The following is a 17,662-nucleotide window of genomic DNA, read 5'->3' on the forward strand; positions in this document are numbered from 1 at the left end:
TTAAATTCACCAAAATATTTCGTAATCGCTGCTGTCAACGAGGTCTTCCCATGATCAACGTGACCAATCGTACCAATATTAACATGCGGTTTTGTTCGTTCAAACTTGCTCTTCGCCATTGCTATTAATCTCTTGTTTTATTCCCTATTTTTATTAGCACCTAGGGACAATTCTGCAAAACTTAAGTCTGACCAGACTGTAAACAGCCCAATCACCACAACTCTTAGACGGAAAACCCCACCAAATCTATAAATGGAATATCCTCCATCATACCTATTTGCCCAATCACCAACAACCACTTGGAGCGGGTAGCGGGAATCGAACCCGCATATTCAGCTTGGAAGGCTGCTGCTCTACCATTGAGCTATACCCGCATGACCCACGTACTAACTCTCCTTCGATGAATGGTGGAGGGGGTTGGATTCGAACCAACGTAGCATACGCAACGGATTTACAGTCCGCCCCCTTTAACCACTCGGGCACCCCTCCATTACACCGATAAAGTCGCGCAATGAGACATCACGACAACCATCTTGAATACCCATTCAATTCAATCTGATTGCGAAGTGGTTATGACGATTACTATTGTATCTGTCAACAGAATAAATACAATTCTGTACAAATTTCCTGCTCATAATTTTAAATCATAGATTTTTTCTCTCTATTTTTCTTATTAACACGTTATAAAGAAGCTATGAAAGAAAAAACATCACAAAATTCTCATTATACTCGTTTGCGTCGCCGATATCGCGATACAAAAGGCTCTCCTTCTCGATCTTTTACACACCCAAAGAAGAAAGCTGCTTCTTTACAGCAAGAGATCATCCATCTTTATGGCATTCATTCTGTTCAGGCTGCTTTAGAAAACCCAAAAAGAATTTTAAAATGTCTTTACGTTACACAAAATGCCTTAAAACGATTAAATATATCCGAATCAGATTATCCTTGCTCTGTTATATTATGCACCCCCAAATATCTTGATTCGCTTGTTGGAAGTGAGGCTGTTCATCAAGGTATTGTTTTGGAAACTCTCCCCCTCAAACCATGCAAACTGTCGGAACTAACCAATACTGATCTGGTCATTGTCATGGATCAAATTACCGATCCACATAATGTTGGCGCTATTATGCGCTCTGCAGTTGCATTGAAAGCTAAAGCACTTATTACAACTTGCCGTCACTCTCCCCACGAAAGCGGTGTTCTTGCGAAAGCGGCATCTGGAGCTCTGGAGATGATTCATTATATTACCGTACGAAACCTTGCTGAAGCTCTTCAAGAACTTCATCAAACAGGTTTTACAAGCTTTGGTCTCGATTCAGAAGGTGACCAACCTCTAGAAACAGCATTAACAGGGAATAAAATTGCTCTTGTTTTAGGAGCAGAAGGTAAAGGTTTACGTAAAAAAACACGCGAAACCGTTTGCGCTTTAACACGCCTTGACATGCCTGGAAATATTAAATCATTAAATGTTTCAAATGCAGCAACAATAGCTCTTTATGTGGCACATCAATATCTTAGATTCTAGTTTTTAATTTTTTGTGAAACATCAAAAAAACCAACCAACAAAAAACCCGCAAAAAACCCGCCAATATGAGCTTCCCATGCTATTGAGATGCCATTTTCTTCAAACAAAATAGAAGAAATACCTATGATCAAATCAGTCGTCAGCCATACACTCATATAAACAAGAACCCCCTTAGAACACAGAGCTTTTTTGACAGATAATAAAGGTCCTAAAAGTTTTTCGTTCTGCGCATTGACAGCTATATTACCACTAGGAAAACCGTAACGTGCAATAGCACCCATCATTCCAGATACGGCACCTGACGCCCCAATAAGTGATATGGTACTTTCTTGATGAAATGTAAAATAAGTTAAAACAGAAATAACTGCCGTTAACACCCAAAAAATTAAAAAACGTAAAACACCAAAATGCCTTGCTAAAGGAGAGCCGAAAACCAAAAGCCAAACCATATTAAGAGCAACATGTTTAAAACTACTATGCATAAATGAATAACTCACCATGGTATAACAAAATGCTACAGGATCCCTCTTAAACAATGCTGGTATAAATGAAAAAAGCTCAAGACTTTCAACATAAACATGATGAGAAAAAAAATACTGAGAAATGCAATAAAGACAAAAACAAAATGCTATCAAAACAACTATAATAAATGGAACATTCAATAAGGGTTCTTTAGGTTGTTTTGGCAATCGGGAAACATCATTATGTTGGTGACTAGAAACTTTCATTGTATAAAATCTCGTATTTTTTAGAAAATGGGTTATTCTTTTATACAAAATAAATATACCATTCCCAGTGATGCAGAATCTTTTCAACGCCTCTTCGAAGCCCCTTTTTAAATTTTCAATAGCTCTATATGAAAACACGTGTATTTTATACAAAAGATTTTAAAAAGCATGGATATCAAGAATATGATTTACAAACTTAGTGGTATCCTACTTACTTAAATGTGAAGTTACCATGCAATATACAAGAACTTACGAATAGACAAACTCACTTATGAGGTGGTGTATAATAAAAATATATAAACATTATTTTCTTACTAGAAATATATTGATTATTGCATTTTTTAACCAAGCTATACTTCGATTGATAAACTTTAAAGAATCTTAAATCTCAATTTTTCCATTAATATGGCCTGCATTGCTTCTATGCTTTGAACGAAAAACGACATCTCTATGAGAAAAATACCAATACAGTGTTCTCTAGATATAATAATTAGTGTTTCATGATGAATTACTTACTTGATAATCTGTTTCCCTCATACATGCAAAAGCGTCAGTTCACCTCTTTAACAAATATAAACAAGCCTTTCATTTCAACCTTTAACAGATATAATTCAAGAACTGTCTCTTATGAAACACTGAAAAAATATGTTGATTCTAATGATGCATCTTTGAATTTAAACAGTTCATGACGGAATTTTTTATTCCTTTTTTAGACAGTCGTATTGACACATCCGACACTTGTAACGCGCAAGAGAATAATTTGGATTATTCAATATAAAAAAAATTAAATGAGGTAATCATAGGAATTTGCTATTAAGTTGTAAAATGATAAAGGACCATTATAAATCAATGTATTATAAATAGATAACACACTAATTATTGAAGAGAACGATCTTGAGAATTCTGCTTGCAATCCTTTAACCACACATCATAAATAGGATGCTCAACAGCGTTCAAACCAGGACTATCTGCAAACATCCATCCTGTAAAAATACGCCGTATTTTTTTATCTAATGTTACTTCATTGACTTCAACAAAACCAGTTGTACGCGTGGGTTCATCTTTAGAGCTCGTATAACACGCACGTGGTGTTACCTGTAATGCGCCGTACTGATAAATTTTACCAAGAGTAACTTCAAAACGTGTGGTCCGTCCCGTGATTTTGTCAAGACCTGCAAAAACAGCAATTCCATTGCTAATACGCTCAGCCCGCACCCCATTATTTAAGGATAAAAACACTAAAATTTCCATAAAAAAAATATAAAAAAAATGCCTCGCCCCTAACAATAAAAAAAATCTCATCATATCAAAATCAATCGCACCTTAAAAAATAATTCTTTTCATAACATAGAGTCAAATAAGACAAAAATACACACGCACATTAAAACATGTTATTTTTTAGGTGACCACGCATCATAATCTTCATGCACACAAGAACGCTCTCCATTGGAGGTGATAGCTCCCTTTGGTCGATAGCCCTCACTTGTTCCTGTCATATTTGCAACATGAGGCTTTTCCCATTCATAAGGATGATAATCCTCTTGTGTTGGTGGACACTCACAGCGATGATGAATCCAGCCATGCCAACCTGGTGGAATAGTAGAGGCCTCAGAATAGTCTTTATAGATAACCCAACGGTGCGGATAACCATCCTTATGAAGTCCTCCTTCATAATATATATTTCCAAATTGATCTTCCCCTATCCGCTTACCTTTGCGCCATGTGAAAAAACGCGTACCAATGGTATTGCCATTCCACCATGTGAAGATTTGCTTAAAAAAACGAACCATCTGCTATTCCATTCATTTAGTGCGCTCATGAAATTAATCGTTGGAATAAAATTATTAACGATTGAAATTATCGAAAAAGTTACTAGTAAATTCAACTACAATTCCAATTGATAGGTTAACGTGCTATCCTTTAATTTCAAGAAGATATCATATGTATGGCTTCTTCTCCACCCCATAAAATTTAATCTATGCCAAGTTTCATCTTAACCAATTCATTAACAGCTTGGGGATTTGCCTTACCACCTGTTACTTTCATTACCTGTCCAACAAACCAACCAGCTAAAGCAGGTTTGTGCTTTGCTTGCGCAACTTTATCAGAATTATTGGCAACGATCTCATCAACAGCTCTTTCAATAGCCTTTGTATCCGTTACCTGCTTCATATTTCGTTCTTCTACAATTTGGCGTGCATCTCCCCCCTCATTCCAAATAATCTCAAAAAGATCTTTGGCAATTTTTCCAGAAATAACTCCTTCTTTTATAAGATCAATAATGCTTCCCAATTGATTTGGCGATACTGGTGACTCTTCAATCTCACGATTATCTTTATTTAAAGCCCCTAAAAGGTCGTTAATCACCCAATTGGCAACTATTTTTCCATCACGCCCACGTGCTACTTCTTCAAAATAATCAGCAATAGCCTTTTCTGTCACAAGAATGGAAGCATCATACATTGTCAATCCCATTTCCTTAACAAAACGTGCTTTTATAGCGTCAGGCAATTCTGGTAAGTCCGCTGCCAAAGCATCCACAAATGCTTGATCAAATTCTAATGGTAAAAGATCAGGATCAGGAAAATAACGATAGTCATGCGCTTCTTCCTTTGAGCGCATAGAGCGCGTTTCACCTTTAGCGGCATCAAAAAGCCGAGTCTCTTGATCTATGACGCCTCCATCTTCTAAAATTGCGATCTGACGACGCGCTTCATATTCAATTGCTTGACCAATAAAGCGAATAGAATTAACGTTTTTAATTTCACAGCGCGTTCCAAAACCTTCACTAGGACGACGAACAGATACATTGACATCTGCACGCATAGAACCTTCATCCATATTGCCATCGCAAGTGCCCAAATAACGAACAATCGTACGCAATTTTGTCATATAGGCTTTAGCTTCATCTGATGAGCGCATATCAGGCTTGGAAACAATTTCCATAAGAGCAACACCAGAACGATTAAGATCTACAAAAGACATTGTTGGATGTTGATCGTGCATCGATTTTCCAGCATCCTGTTCAAGGTGCAATCTCTCAATTCCCACTTCAATATCCTCAAATTGGCCATTCGAATCTGGACCAACAGATATAATAATCTTTCCCTCTCCTACAATGGGATAGCGAAATTGAGAAATCTGATACCCCTGCGGTAAATCTGGATAAAAATAGTTTTTGCGATCAAAAACAGATTTTAAATTAATATGCGCCTTTAATCCTAACCCCGTTCGAACCGCTTGACGAACACATTCTTGATTAAGAACAGGCAACATACCTGGCATGGCTGCATCAATAAGTGATACATGATTGTTCGGCTCTGCACCAAATTTGGTTGATGCTCCTGAAAAAAGTTTCGAATTTGATATGATTTGCGCATGAACTTCCATGCCAATGATGACTTCCCAATCACCTGTAACTCCAGAAATAAAACGCTTAGAATCAGGAGTACGCGTATCAATGATGCTCATTGCCAATCCACTACCAATATTTTAAAATTCACTCATGGCTTATCTAAAACCATTCTCTCAGTGCAATCCTAGGATATAAATCTTACAACACAAGCCCGATTTTATCGGGCTTGTGTTGTTTGCATAAATATTAAGCTTTTTTAGGAGCCTTTTTCTTAGCGGGTTTTTTCTCTGTAGACGTTTCTTTCACTGCAGACTTTTTCTTTGCCGGCTTTTCTTCAGGGACATCTAATTCGTCATATTCTTTCATCAACTCTTCAACCGTCACTTCTTTATCTGTGACTTTTATCTGTGCTAATAAATGATCAATGACCTTTTCTTCAAAAATCGGAGCACGTAGATTTTCAACAGCTTCCGGAGTCTTACGGAAAAAATCCATAATCTCTTTCTCTTGTCCTGGATATTGGCGAACCTGATCAAAAACTGCTGCTTTTAGCTCATCCTCACTAACTTTAACACCAACCTTCATTCCAATTTCAGAAAGCACCAAACCAAGACGAACACGACGCTGCGCAAGGACACGATATTCCTCACGTGCCTTTTCTTCTGTAATACCTTCATCTTCAAAACTGCGCCCAGCCTTTTTCAAATCATCATTAACCTGAGCCCATATATTGTTAAACTCAACCTCTAAAAGTTCTTCAGGAATCTCAAAATTATAATCAGCATCTAAAGCATCAAGAATTTGACGCTTAACTTTTTGACGTGTCACTGAACCATATTGGCTTTCAATCTGCCCACGAACGACCTCACGTAAGCGATCTAGAGACTCTAAACCAACTTTTTGCGCTGCTTCATCATCAATTTTTAATTCATCTGGTTTAAAGACAGTTTTGACAGTAATGTCAAACTCTGCTTCCCGTCCCGCCAAATGTGCCGCACTGTAATTATCAGGAAATTTAACAAAAATCGTTTTTACATCCCCAGCTTTCACACCAACCAATTGCTCTTCAAAACCAGGAATAAATTGTTTTGACCCAAGAATCAGTTGTGCATCACTATCTGCCCCACCTTCAAATGGAACGCCTTCAAGCTTACCTTGATAATCTATGGTAATGCGATCACCTTCTTCAGAATTCCCCTCTTTTAGAGAATAATTACGCGTAGAAGAAAGGACGCGATTGACTTGATCATCAATATCCTGTTCAGGAATAATTGCAATTTCACGGATAACCGTAATATGTTCAAAATCTTTAATGTCAATTTTTGGTAAAACTTCATACTTTAAACTAAAAGTAAAATCAGCTTTGCCATCTAGAATTTTTTCATCTTCATCTATATCAATTTTTGGCTGCATCGCTGCACGTTCATTGCGGTCCGCTAAAATAGAACGGGGTGCATCACTGAGTATCTCATTGAGAATCTCCGCCATAAAGGATTTACCATACATTTTTCGCAAATGCCCACTAGGCACTTTACCGGGACGAAAACCATTAAGCTTGATTTTTCCCTTGGTATCATCCAATCGTTCATTCAACTTTTCTTCTAAATCTTTCGCTGGAACCACGATCTTAATTTCGCGCTTCAGTCCTTCATTAAGCGTCTCGGTAACCTGCATTAAACACCTTCATTTTTCTAAGGAGAGGGATCAACCCACTCTAATAATCATTACATTCTAACACTTCGAGTGTTACATTTACCATGAAGCGGAATTTCAGACACGTAGAAATCCGTAGCACTTAAGGGATTGCTTTGGTGCGGATGGAGGGACTCGAACCCCCACGGTCTCCCGCCAGAACCTAAATCTGGTGCGTCTACCAATTTCGCCACATCCGCTCAAACTTACAAGCTAATAACCTTATACAAGCGGCGTTTCTATACCATTAATTACAGAAAAAAAGCAAACAAATATATTAAAAAAAAACAAAATCTATGCTTTTCATACATAACTGCTTACGCTAAAAGTCAATTATGTTAAAGACATTTGATATCCCAATTCATATCATCGGTGGCGGTCTTGCGGGGTGTGAAGCAAGCTGGCAAATCGCTCAGTCAGGAATTTCTGTTGTTTTGCATGAAATGCGACCCGAAAAAAAATCAGATGCCCATAAAACCGATAAATTGGCAGAACTGGTTTGTTCAAATTCGTTTCGTTGCGATGATTCATTAACAAATGCCGTAGGGCTTTTACATGCTGAAATGCGATTAGCAAAATCGTTAATTATGAAAGCTGCTGATACCAACAAAGTTCCCGCAGGTAGTGCTCTTGCTGTTGACCGTGATGGATTTTCAAAAACCGTTACGACAGCACTTGAAAACCACCCTCTTATAACAATCAAACGTGAAGAAGTTCAAGAAATTCCTAAAGCTTGGAAATATGTTGTCATTGCAACAGGCCCCCTTACATCGCCTGCACTTGCTCAAAAATTACAAGCAATAACCGGTATAAAAGCTCTTTCTTTTTTTGATGCAATTGCACCTATTATCCATACCGACAGTATTGATATCAACATTTGTTGGTATCAGTCTCGCTATGATAAAATTGGTCCTGAGGGAACAGGAAAAGACTATCTTAATTGTCCCCTCAACAAAGAACAATATGAAACATTCGTTGAAGCGTTAAAAAATGCTGAAAAAACAGAGTTTCGTGACTTTGAAAAAACGCCCTATTTTGATGGATGCCTCCCCATTGAAATTATGGCTGAGCGCGGACTTGAAACGTTAAGACATGGTCCTATGAAACCTATGGGCTTAACTAATGCCCATAACCCTACAGTTAAACCCTATGCTGTCGTTCAATTACGCCAAGATAATAAACTTGGAACGCTTTATAATATGGTCGGCTTTCAGACAAAATTGAAATATGGTGAACAAATTCGCATTTTTAGAATGATTCCCGGTCTTGAAAAAGCAGAGTTTGCGCGTCTTGGTGGTCTTCACCGCAATACCTACCTCAACTCGCCAATTATTCTTGATCAAACCCTTCGTTTAAAACAAAAAAAACAACTACGCTTTGCAGGGCAAATTACCGGATGTGAAGGTTATGTAGAATCAGCGGCAATAGGGCTTCTTGCTGGACGTTTTGCTGCTGCCGAATATCATCATATTTCCCCTTGCCTACCCCCACAAACTACAGCATTCGGAGCCCTTTTGAATCATATTACAGGGGGACACATCATAGATGAAAAAGCAGAAACACAATCTTTTCAGCCAATGAATATCAATTTCGGACTCTTTCCGCCTATTGCTTCTTCTATTAAACATTCAGGAAAACGCTTACCAAGTAAAGAAAAAAAATTAGTAAAAAAACAAGCTATAACAGCGAGAGCTCTCAATGATTGTACTCAGTGGTTAGCAAATAAAGAATCAAAGAGCTCCTGTTTATAAAAAACACACGATTCGCCTCTCTCCTACTGAATAGATCTTTATGACTCTCGTGAAAAAATCATTCTAAAGCCTTTTAAAGACTGTCTCCCCCAATCAATAAATACTACCCTACGTTTCATCATTTATTCAATTATGTAGATGCTGTAAAATAACTTTTGGCTATAAAAAAACTTTACCGCTATCAATAATTTAATATGATTTAATGACTAAAAACAAAATAATTATATAAATATATTATGAATAATCAAAATAAATAAATGGAAAATACACAAGTAATACTGTACTATCTTTATTAATAGTTTTTATATTACGTAATGTATATTATTTTATAAGAGTAATTTTTCTGTTTTTTAACTTCCTCCCTCAAAATTTGTGATGTTCTCTTATTTTAACTCTTGTATGATGAAGGAAAAATACTCGCTTGCATATCACAAGTGAAATAAAGATATGGAAAAAATATTTGTAGGATAGAGCTGGAGCTATCTCTCCCCTCTCAAATGCCAAGAAAAATCCCAATATTAAAAACCAAATCTGAATATCAAAAGATTTTTTTATTTCAGGATCTTATAATAAATCAATAAAATTATCCTCTTGGTGCGTCACAAGAAAGGTTGGCGTATAAGAGTAAAAGAATAAAACTATCCCTTATGCACTCGTCTCAGATATCTGGGGCTAGTCGCAACATTATAGGAACTGAGAAAATAGATAGCACGGTGGCACCAACATGCACTTTTATTAAGCGTAAATGGTGATATATAATAACTTTTATGGACTTTACAGAGTTTTCCGCCTCATGTTATTTACGGATCTTGTTTTGAAATAAATACCGTAACACTTCAGCGTAATAAAAGTTAATAATTACATTTTATAAGCCATACCCGCGCTCAATTAAAACAGTGCAATATTTCATTGAAAAGACTAAAAACAATATATTTCCAGCAATACATGAAAATAAAAATATCGCAAGGTCTCAAAGTTTTATGTGAAAAACAAGCATAACACATGTGTTAAAAAAACCCGCTTATAAATAAATCGGGTTTTTTTAATGTAGCTTAAATTATTTTTTATTAACTGCTTCTTTAAGGCTTTTTCCTGCAGAAAATTTGGGTACAGAACGTGCTGGAATATCGATTTCAGCACCAGTTGAAGGATTACGCCCCTTTGTTGCAGCACGATGAGAAACTTCAAAAGTGCCAAAACCTGGAAGACGAACATCCCCCCCTGAAGCCAAAGCTTCTGTTACAGAAGCCATAAAAGCATCAACAACAGCACCAGCTTGCGCTTTCGAAACACCTGCCTTTTCAGCAACGGAGCTAACGAATTCACTTTTATTCATAAAATATTTCCTTTCCCTATATTACCTGAACATGACTTAATCATGTTATTGGTCAGTTTATTGAAAAGTACAGCAAACAGAAGTCTTATTTTTATCCAAAACATTGTTTTTTTAGCAATAATCACAGTTATTCACGGAATTTTTCACTTTTTCCAACAAAAAACAGAATAATAACCTCAACAACACCTTCTACCACCTAAAAAATGCCGTTATAAATGAGATAAGTGAATCAGTGCGCAATCTGTATTCCTTCACTATCACTGCTCTCTGACCGGATTGGCACAGCCCCTGCAGAGGGCTCTTTCCATTCAATAGTGTCTGGAAAACGAACCAAAGCGTGTTTCAAAACTTCACTCACATGATTTACCGGAATAATTTCCATATTATTTTTGACATCATCAGGAATATCAACCAAATCTTTTGCATTTTCTTCAGGAATAAGTACTTTTTTTATCCCTCCTCGAAGAGCTGCTAAGAGTTTTTCTTTTAATCCACCAATGGGTAAAACGCGTCCACGTAAAGTAATTTCACCAGTCATTGCAATATCTTTATGCACAGCTACTCCTGTAAGGACCGAAACAATTGCTGTCACCATTGCAATCCCAGCCGATGGGCCATCTTTTGGTGTCGCACCCTCTGGAACATGAACATGGATATCGCGTTTTTCAAAAAGTGGAGGTTCAATACCAAAATCAACAGCACGAGAACGTACATAAGATGCTGCCGCTGAAATGGACTCTTTCATAATATCACGTAAATTTCCAGTTACAGTCATCTTCCCTTTGCCGGGCATCATAACTCCTTCAATGGTCAATAACTCTCCACCGACTTCTGTCCACGCAAGACCTGTTACAACACCAACTTGATTTTCTCCTTCAATCTGATTGTAATGATAACGTTTAACACCCAAGAAATCATGAATATTACTTTCTGTAACTTTTACAGATTTTTGATGTGTTTTGAGAATTTTTGTAACGGATTTGCGGGAAATTTTCATGAGTTCACGTTCAAGGTTACGAACGCCTGCCTCACGTGTATAAAACTGAATAATTGACCTTAGTGCTCCATCAGAAATACTGAGTTCTTTTTTAGACAAACAGTGATCTTTTAGTGCCTTTGGTAAAAGATGCTGTTTAACAATTTCCATTTTCTCACATTCAGTATAACCAGCGATACGAATAATTTCCATACGATCCATTAACGGACCTGGAATATTAAGCGTATTGGCAGTTGTGATAAACATGACATCAGAAAGATCATATTCAACTTCCAAATAGTGATCAATGAATGTACCATTTTGTTCAGGATCAAGAACTTCTAATAAAGCGGATGAAGGATCGCCACGAAAATCTTGGCCCATTTTATCAATTTCATCAAGCAAGAAAAGCGGATTAGATTTTTTTGCTTTTTTCATAGACTGGATAATTTTTCCAGGCATCGAGCCAATATATGTTCGGCGATGTCCACGAATTTCTGCTTCATCTCGGACACCTCCCAATGAGATACGAACATACTCACGTCCCGTTGCCTTTGCAATAGAGCGCGCTAATGATGTTTTCCCTACACCTGGAGGACCTAACAAACAAATAATGGGACCTTTTATCTTTGACGCGCGACTTTGTACGGCCAAATATTCAATAATTCGCTCCTTAACTTTTTCAAGACCAAAATGTTCATTATTCATGACCTTTTCAGCAAAATCTAAATTGTTTTTAATCTTAGATTTTTTACCCCAAGGCATTGCTAATAACCAATCAAGATAGTTACGTACAACTGTCGCTTCTGCAGACATCGGAGACATATTCCGTAATTTCCTCAATTCTGCTCCAGCTTTTTCCTGCGCTTCCTTGGATAGTTTTGTATTCTTGATACGCTCTTCTAATTCAGAGAGTTCATCTCGGCTATCATCACCTGCTCCTAACTCTTTTTGAATAGCCTTCATCTGCTCATTGAGATAATATTCTCGTTGGTTTTTTTCCATTTGCCTTTTAACATGCGAACGAATACGTTTTTCAACCTGCAAAACAGAAATTTCTCCTTCCATGAAGGACAAAACACGTTCAAGACGGGCCCGCACAGGTAAGAGCTCTAATATTTCCTGTTTTTCTGCAAGTTTAATCATCAAATGAGAAGCAATCGTATCGGCAAGCTTAGAAGGATTATCAAGCTGGCCAATCGCATTCACAACTTCAGGAGAGATTTTTTTATTAAGCTTTACATAGTTTTCAAAATAAGTAATCACTGACCTTGAAAGAGCTTCAATCTCAACATCACTCTCTCTAGGTTCTTCTGTAACAGTTGCAAAAGCCTGATGATAACCTTCACTTAAAGCAAATTGACTAATTTTTGCACGTGCAGTTCCTTCAACCAAAACCTTTACAGTACCATCAGGAAGCTTTAAAAGTTGAAGAATATTAGCAAATGTACCAATATGATAAATATCCTCTGATTTTGGATCGTCATCAGAAGCATTTTTTTGTGTCACCAATAGTATTTGCTTATCAACCGCCATCGTTTCTTCAAGAGCACGAATTGATTTTTCGCGGCCCACAAAAAGTGGAACAATCATATGGGGGAAGACAACAATATCACGAAGAGGTAAAACAGCATAAACCCCATCTCTTACTTCATCTATCTTTTCATCAATATATTGCATAACTCTCCTTTCTGGAGCCTATGAGCTATCTACAACAATCAGCCCACCTTTAGAAAACCTCAGCTCTTCACTGTACATGAAGTGGTAATTACTCATAGATAAATCAAGCATTATAATGATATTATTAGAAACACCCATCAAATACCATTCATTACCACCTTTTATATTGTGCATAGCACAATGTCATGCTGATACATTTTCTTTATCTTCTGCACGTTCTGAGTAAATATAAAGAGGACGCGCTTTCCCATCAACGACATCACTCGAAATAACCACTTTTTGAACGCCTTCAAGAGCCGGTAGCTCAAACATCGTCTCAAGAAGGATCTTCTCCATAATTGAACGTAAACCACGAGCACCAGTTTTACGTTCAATTGCTTTCTTTGCAATAACACGTAAAGCATCTTCATGAAATGCTAACTCGACATTCTCCATTTCAAAAAGACGCTGATATTGCTTTACTAACGCATTTTTAGGTTGTGATAAAATTTGCATGAGGGCGTTAACATCTAAATCCTCTAAGGTAGCGACTATAGGAAGGCGTCCAATAAATTCTGGTATTAAACCAAATTTTATAAGATCTTCAGGCTCTAAATCACGAAAAATTTCACCGACACAACGCTCATCAGGAGCCTTAACGGTTGCAGAAAAACCAATAGAAGTTTTTTCACCACGCCCTGAAATAATCCGTTCTAAACCTGCAAAAGCTCCCCCACAAATGAATAAGATGTTTGTGGTGTCAACCTGAAGAAACTCTTGTTGCGGATGCTTACGTCCACCTTGAGGAGGAACAGAAGCAATCGTTCCTTCCATAATTTTTAATAACGCTTGCTGAACTCCTTCCCCCGAAACATCTCTTGTAATAGAAGGATTATCTGCTTTACGAGAAATCTTATCAACCTCATCGATATAAACAATACCACGCTGTGCACGTTCAACATTATAATCTGCTGCTTGAAGGAGCTTAAGAATAATATTTTCAACATCTTCCCCCACATAACCTGCTTCAGTCAAAGTGGTCGCATCCGCCATCGTAAAAGGCACATCAATAATACGTGCTAATGTTTGTGCAAGATAAGTTTTACCACAACCCGTTGGACCAACAAGAAGAATATTTGATTTAGCCAACTCAATATCATTGCTTTTAGACTGATGCGCCAACCGTTTATAATGATTATGAACAGCAACAGAAAGAACACGCTTTGCATGCTGCTGACCAATAACATAGTCATCAAGAACTGTTATAATTTCCTGTGGCGTAGGAACACCATCACGCACCTTAACCCCAGAAGACTTATTTTCTTCCCGAATAATATCCATGCAAAGCTCTACACATTCATCACAGATAAATACAGTAGGCCCCGCAATGAGCTTACGCACCTCATGCTGACTCTTGCCGCAGAACGAGCAATAGAGAGTATTTTTTGATTCGTTCCCGCTATTGCTAATTTTGCTCATTTTTCTTTCCTTTCACCACAATATATGAACACTTTGCCTTTTCAAAGGAAGCTTTTCATCATGAAAACTAAAAGACATATAGAAAACCATGCATGTCTCAATACTTTTAGGTGTTTCTCTTATTTTGCGATATTTTTTATAAAACTCTTTGATTTAAAGTAGCTATTTTTTCTATAAAAACTCTTAATCTTTTTCTTCTTTTTCAGTTTCTGCACGGTATTGTATAACATCATCAACTAAGCCAAACGCTTTGGCTTCTTCTGCTGTCATAAAATGATCGCGATCGAGAGTTCTCTCTATAATCTCATAATCTTGACTCGTATGTTGAACATAAATTTCATTTAAACGCCGTTTCATCTTTATAATATCTTGCGCATGTCGCTCAATATCTGAAGCTTGACCTTGAAAACCACCAGATGGTTGATGCACCATAATACGTGCGTTTGGCAATGTAAAACGATGACCTTTTGCTCCAGCCGTTAATAATAAAGACCCCATAGATGCCGCTTGCCCCATGCAAAGCGTAGAAACAGGAGGGCGAATAAACTGCATAGTATCATAAATAGCCATACCAGATGTTACAACACCACCTGGAGAATTAATATAAAGACTAATTTCTTTTTTAGGATTTTCCGCTTCCAAAAAAAGCAATTGTGCACAAACAAGCATTGCCATACCATCTTCAACAGGTCCATTAATAAAAATAATCCGTTCCTTTAAAAGACGGGAAAAAATATCATAGGCCCGTTCACCACGATTTGTTTGTTCAATAACCATAGGAACAAGGCTTAATGCTGTTTTCATTGGATCACTCATATTTTTACTTTCCGTTCATATAACAACCGCTCTTTACACATTCAATGTTTTTGTCCATATGTTAACATTACTCTCTTGTGCAAGCTACAATCAAGAGATTGTATAAGATAGATTAAAATCTCAATAGTTAAAATAGCAATAATAACTCTACCTAAACAAATGATGAACATCCGGAATGCGAGATACCGCCCAATGGTAAAAACTTCCTTCCTGAGGTCTTTTCGTAGTCTTTGTCTTTCTGTGAATATGAAAACCTATCAAGCGTGAATCTGTAAGCGGCTTTACGCCAAAAGCTGGTTCAAAAATACGTTCAGTTTTTCGCCCAGTCCAATAATAAAAAGTTTCCTTTTCCTTTGCTTCATGAAAAAAACCATATCGTTTTGCTAATCGTGAAATACCATCATTGCCAAATATTGTAACGCCAAGATTTCCCGGTAAAATCGGCATTTTTTTCCTCTTTAACCAGAACGGTCTCCAAACACGACGCTTAAACCCAAGCCAATGAGGAATAATTTCTGCACCTGCCCAATAATCCTCAAATATTTTTATAATAGGGTTATTGGGCGGAAAATAAAGTGCAGAAACGCCTACTCTTGTATTATTTTCTCTTGCCAACCAAACCTTATCCGCATCTGGATGAAATTGTTTAACAAGGTAAACATCTGTATCTAACCAAACACCTTGTTGATATTTCATCAGCATAACACGAAAAAAATCCGAGAACTGAACAATTGTACACCCTAGTTTATCATCAGAAAAATCGGGATCAAGGCGATAAATTGCTGAGCGTGGTAAAATTGATTCGGCTTCATACAGCTCAACACCAGCAGGGAGATTATCTATTTTTTTATCATAACTAAAAAGCTTAACGCGCTGTCCAGTTTTAACCATTGAAGACAAACAAAGCCTATCTACCAATCTTAATTGTCCACTATACCAAAAAGTACAAATATCCATAGATAATACATCAAAAATATTCTAAACTTACGCGAAAGAGTTGTTCAACATCACGAACCCTATCAGCAAGAGCAAAAATCACTATTCTATCACCAGACAAAATACGCGTATCTGCCGAAAGCTGTATTATTGTCTTATTGCGATAAATTGCACCAATTCTCAAACCATCTGATAAATTGAGCTCTGATAATGACTTACCAACCAGTGAAGATGTTTGCATCACTTCAGCTTCAATAATTTCTGCTCGGCCATTAAAAACTGAATGAACAGAACGAATACGCCCACGGCGCATTTGTTGCAAAATTCTCGATATTGTAACACTATGGGGATTAAGATATGCATCCACACCAACAGCACGACTAAATTCTTGATAGGCAACATTATTAATCAATACCATATTGGCTTTGCAGCCCAATCTTTTAGCAATAATAGCGCTTAAGAGATTAACCTGATCTTGATTGGTCAATGTAATCATTAAATCGGACTGATCAATTCCCGCATCTTGAAGAATCACTGGATCTAACACGTTACCGTATAAAACTGTTGTTTTTTCAAGCTGATCAGCAATTGTGAGGGCTCTTTCTCTATGCGCTTCTATAATCTTCAATTTTAATTTATGAAAACGCTTTTCAATAGCCTGTGCAACATAAAGGCCAATGTGACCACCCCCTGCAATAATCATGCGGTGGGCATCTTGTTCTTTATGACCAAAAAGCCCAACAGCACGACGCATCTGTTCACGAGAAACAACAAGATAGGTTATATCACCAACGCGTAATTGCGTTTCTGAATGTGCAACCAATAATTCCGCGCCACGTTTAATAGCAGTAACCGTCGTATGAAGATCTGGAAAAAGCTCTGTTAATTGACGCAAAGGTGTATTAATAACGGGACAATCTTCCATGCATTCCAAAGCTAGTGCCACAATATCATCATTACAAAAATAAAGAACATCTATTGCACCAGGTAAAGCAATACGGCGCAAAACCATTTCCCCAACTTCAACTTCTGGCGAAATAACCACATCAATGGGAATATTCTCTCTGGAAAAAAGCGTCTTATAACGTGGTTCTAAATAAGATTGTGAGCGAATACGAGCAATTTTTGTGGGCACATTAAATAATGAATGTGCTACTTGGCAAGCTACCATATTAACTTCATCAAACAAAGTGACAGCAATCAACATATCAGCTTTGTCTGCATCTGCAGCCAAAAGAACTTCAGGCCGTGAACCGTGACCAACAAAACCTCTCACATCCAATGTATCGCGAATCTTTTCAATTAATCTCGTTTCAATATCAATAACAGTAACATCGTGATTTTCAGCAGCAAGACGCTCTGCTATCCCATAACCAACCTGTCCTGCTCCACAAATAATAATACGCATC

14 protein-coding genes and 3 tRNA genes are annotated in these 17,662 nt (G+C 37.3%); 2 read left to right on the forward strand and 15 right to left on the reverse strand.

Features of this window, described 5'->3' with window-relative positions; translation table 11 throughout:
* The 3 genes from ACFINM_RS01920 to ACFINM_RS01930 form a co-directional block, all read right to left on the reverse strand.
* A partial coding sequence (locus tag ACFINM_RS01920; protein ID WP_375640331.1) for a GTP-binding protein occupies window positions 1-119 on the reverse strand: 119 nt, incomplete at its 3' end.
* Between the two features lie 181 nt (window positions 120-300).
* A tRNA-Gly gene (locus ACFINM_RS01925) sits at window positions 301-374 on the reverse strand.
* Between the two features lie 31 nt (window positions 375-405).
* Window positions 406-489 (reverse strand) — tRNA-Tyr (locus ACFINM_RS01930).
* Window positions 490-694: 205 nt separating this feature from the next.
* On the opposite strand from ACFINM_RS01930, the gene ACFINM_RS01935 reads away from it, so the two are divergent.
* A complete protein-coding gene (locus tag ACFINM_RS01935) occupies window positions 695-1,525 on the forward strand; it encodes a TrmH family RNA methyltransferase (protein ID WP_375640046.1) in 831 nt (276 codons plus the stop codon).
* On the opposite strand, the gene ACFINM_RS01940 is transcribed toward ACFINM_RS01935, so the two are convergent.
* The 6 genes from ACFINM_RS01940 to ACFINM_RS01965 form a co-directional block, all read right to left on the reverse strand.
* Window positions 1,522-2,253, reverse strand: coding sequence for a rhomboid family intramembrane serine protease (locus ACFINM_RS01940; RefSeq protein WP_375630205.1), 732 nt, complete (start codon window positions 2,251-2,253; stop codon window positions 1,522-1,524). The two genes, ACFINM_RS01935 and ACFINM_RS01940, sit on opposite strands and share 4 nt — an antisense overlap.
* An 876-nt stretch (window positions 2,254-3,129) precedes the next feature.
* On the reverse strand, window positions 3,130-3,555 hold the full coding sequence (locus ACFINM_RS01945) for a DUF2155 domain-containing protein (RefSeq protein WP_375620815.1): 426 nt from the start codon (window positions 3,553-3,555) through the stop codon (window positions 3,130-3,132).
* 89 nt (window positions 3,556-3,644) lie between these two features.
* Complete coding sequence (locus ACFINM_RS01950; protein WP_375620774.1) at window positions 3,645-4,043, reverse strand: NADH:ubiquinone oxidoreductase subunit NDUFA12; 399 nt, start codon at window positions 4,041-4,043, stop codon at window positions 3,645-3,647.
* A 181-nt stretch (window positions 4,044-4,224) separates the two neighbouring features.
* Window positions 4,225-5,724, reverse strand: a complete 1,500-nt coding sequence (gene gatB, locus ACFINM_RS01955; protein ID WP_375640051.1) for an Asp-tRNA(Asn)/Glu-tRNA(Gln) amidotransferase subunit GatB — start codon at window positions 5,722-5,724, stop codon at window positions 4,225-4,227.
* Between the two features lie 130 nt (window positions 5,725-5,854).
* A complete protein-coding gene (tig, locus tag ACFINM_RS01960) occupies window positions 5,855-7,282 on the reverse strand; it encodes a trigger factor (RefSeq protein WP_375640055.1) in 1,428 nt (475 codons plus the stop codon).
* Window positions 7,283-7,417: 135 nt separating this feature from the next.
* Window positions 7,418-7,500 (reverse strand) — tRNA-Leu (locus ACFINM_RS01965).
* A 135-nt stretch (window positions 7,501-7,635) separates the two neighbouring features.
* On the opposite strand from ACFINM_RS01965, the gene trmFO reads away from it, so the two are divergent.
* Window positions 7,636-9,051, forward strand: coding sequence for a methylenetetrahydrofolate--tRNA-(uracil(54)-C(5))-methyltransferase (FADH(2)-oxidizing) TrmFO (gene trmFO / locus ACFINM_RS01970; RefSeq protein WP_375640060.1), 1,416 nt, complete (start codon window positions 7,636-7,638; stop codon window positions 9,049-9,051).
* A gap of 1,057 nt (window positions 9,052-10,108) precedes the next feature.
* On the opposite strand, the gene ACFINM_RS01975 is transcribed toward trmFO, so the two are convergent.
* The 6 genes from ACFINM_RS01975 to trkA all read right to left on the reverse strand — a co-directional run bounded on the left by ACFINM_RS01975 (window position 10,109) and on the right by trkA (window position 17,661).
* Complete coding sequence (locus tag ACFINM_RS01975; protein ID WP_375611283.1) at window positions 10,109-10,387, reverse strand: HU family DNA-binding protein; 279 nt, start codon at window positions 10,385-10,387, stop codon at window positions 10,109-10,111.
* A gap of 229 nt (window positions 10,388-10,616) precedes the next feature.
* Entirely contained in the window at window positions 10,617-13,043 is a 2,427-nt protein-coding gene (gene lon, locus ACFINM_RS01980; protein ID WP_375640064.1) for an endopeptidase La, read from the reverse strand.
* Window positions 13,044-13,226: 183 nt separating this feature from the next.
* Entirely contained in the window at window positions 13,227-14,501 is a 1,275-nt protein-coding gene (gene clpX, locus ACFINM_RS01985; RefSeq protein WP_273723371.1) for an ATP-dependent Clp protease ATP-binding subunit ClpX, read from the reverse strand.
* A 183-nt stretch (window positions 14,502-14,684) separates the two neighbouring features.
* Complete coding sequence (gene clpP, locus ACFINM_RS01990) at window positions 14,685-15,317, reverse strand: ATP-dependent Clp endopeptidase proteolytic subunit ClpP (RefSeq protein ID WP_375630200.1); 633 nt, start codon at window positions 15,315-15,317, stop codon at window positions 14,685-14,687.
* 147 nt (window positions 15,318-15,464) lie between these two features.
* A complete protein-coding gene (locus tag ACFINM_RS01995; protein WP_375630199.1) occupies window positions 15,465-16,274 on the reverse strand; it encodes a hypothetical protein in 810 nt (269 codons plus the stop codon).
* Window positions 16,275-16,284: 10 nt separating this feature from the next.
* On the reverse strand, window positions 16,285-17,661 hold the full coding sequence (gene trkA / locus ACFINM_RS02000) for a Trk system potassium transporter TrkA (RefSeq protein WP_375611279.1): 1,377 nt from the start codon (window positions 17,659-17,661) through the stop codon (window positions 16,285-16,287).
* Window position 17,662: the final 1 nt, after the last annotated feature.

The organism is Bartonella sp. AA168HLJHH (genome assembly GCF_042197365.1).
In the GTDB taxonomy this organism is placed as follows: Bacteria; Pseudomonadota; Alphaproteobacteria; order Rhizobiales; family Rhizobiaceae; genus Bartonella.

Bases quoted from the DNA above. Each gene is read 5' to 3' on its own strand.
- clpX (WP_273723371.1), bottom strand. From the start codon at position 14,501: ATGAGCAAAATTAGCAATAGCGGGAACGAATCAAAAAATACTCTCTAT.
- gatB (WP_375640051.1), bottom strand. From the start codon at position 5,724: ATGAGCATCATTGATACGCGTACTCCTGATTCTAAGCGTTTTATTTCT.
- ACFINM_RS01935 (WP_375640046.1), top strand. From the start codon at position 695: ATGAAAGAAAAAACATCACAAAATTCTCATTATACTCGTTTGCGTCGC.
- ACFINM_RS01940 (WP_375630205.1), bottom strand. From the start codon at position 2,253: ATGAAAGTTTCTAGTCACCAACATAATGATGTTTCCCGATTGCCAAAA.
- tig (WP_375640055.1), bottom strand. From the start codon at position 7,282: ATGCAGGTTACCGAGACGCTTAATGAAGGACTGAAGCGCGAAATTAAG.
- trkA (WP_375611279.1), bottom strand. From the start codon at position 17,661: ATGCGTATTATTATTTGTGGAGCAGGACAGGTTGGTTATGGGATAGCA.
- ACFINM_RS01995 (WP_375630199.1), bottom strand. From the start codon at position 16,274: ATGGATATTTGTACTTTTTGGTATAGTGGACAATTAAGATTGGTAGAT.
- ACFINM_RS01945 (WP_375620815.1), bottom strand. From the start codon at position 3,555: ATGAGATTTTTTTTATTGTTAGGGGCGAGGCATTTTTTTTATATTTTT.
- ACFINM_RS01950 (WP_375620774.1), bottom strand. From the start codon at position 4,043: ATGGTTCGTTTTTTTAAGCAAATCTTCACATGGTGGAATGGCAATACC.
- trmFO (WP_375640060.1), top strand. From the start codon at position 7,636: ATGTTAAAGACATTTGATATCCCAATTCATATCATCGGTGGCGGTCTT.
- clpP (WP_375630200.1), bottom strand. From the start codon at position 15,317: ATGAGTGATCCAATGAAAACAGCATTAAGCCTTGTTCCTATGGTTATT.
- ACFINM_RS01975 (WP_375611283.1), bottom strand. From the start codon at position 10,387: ATGAATAAAAGTGAATTCGTTAGCTCCGTTGCTGAAAAGGCAGGTGTT.
- lon (WP_375640064.1), bottom strand. From the start codon at position 13,043: ATGCAATATATTGATGAAAAGATAGATGAAGTAAGAGATGGGGTTTAT.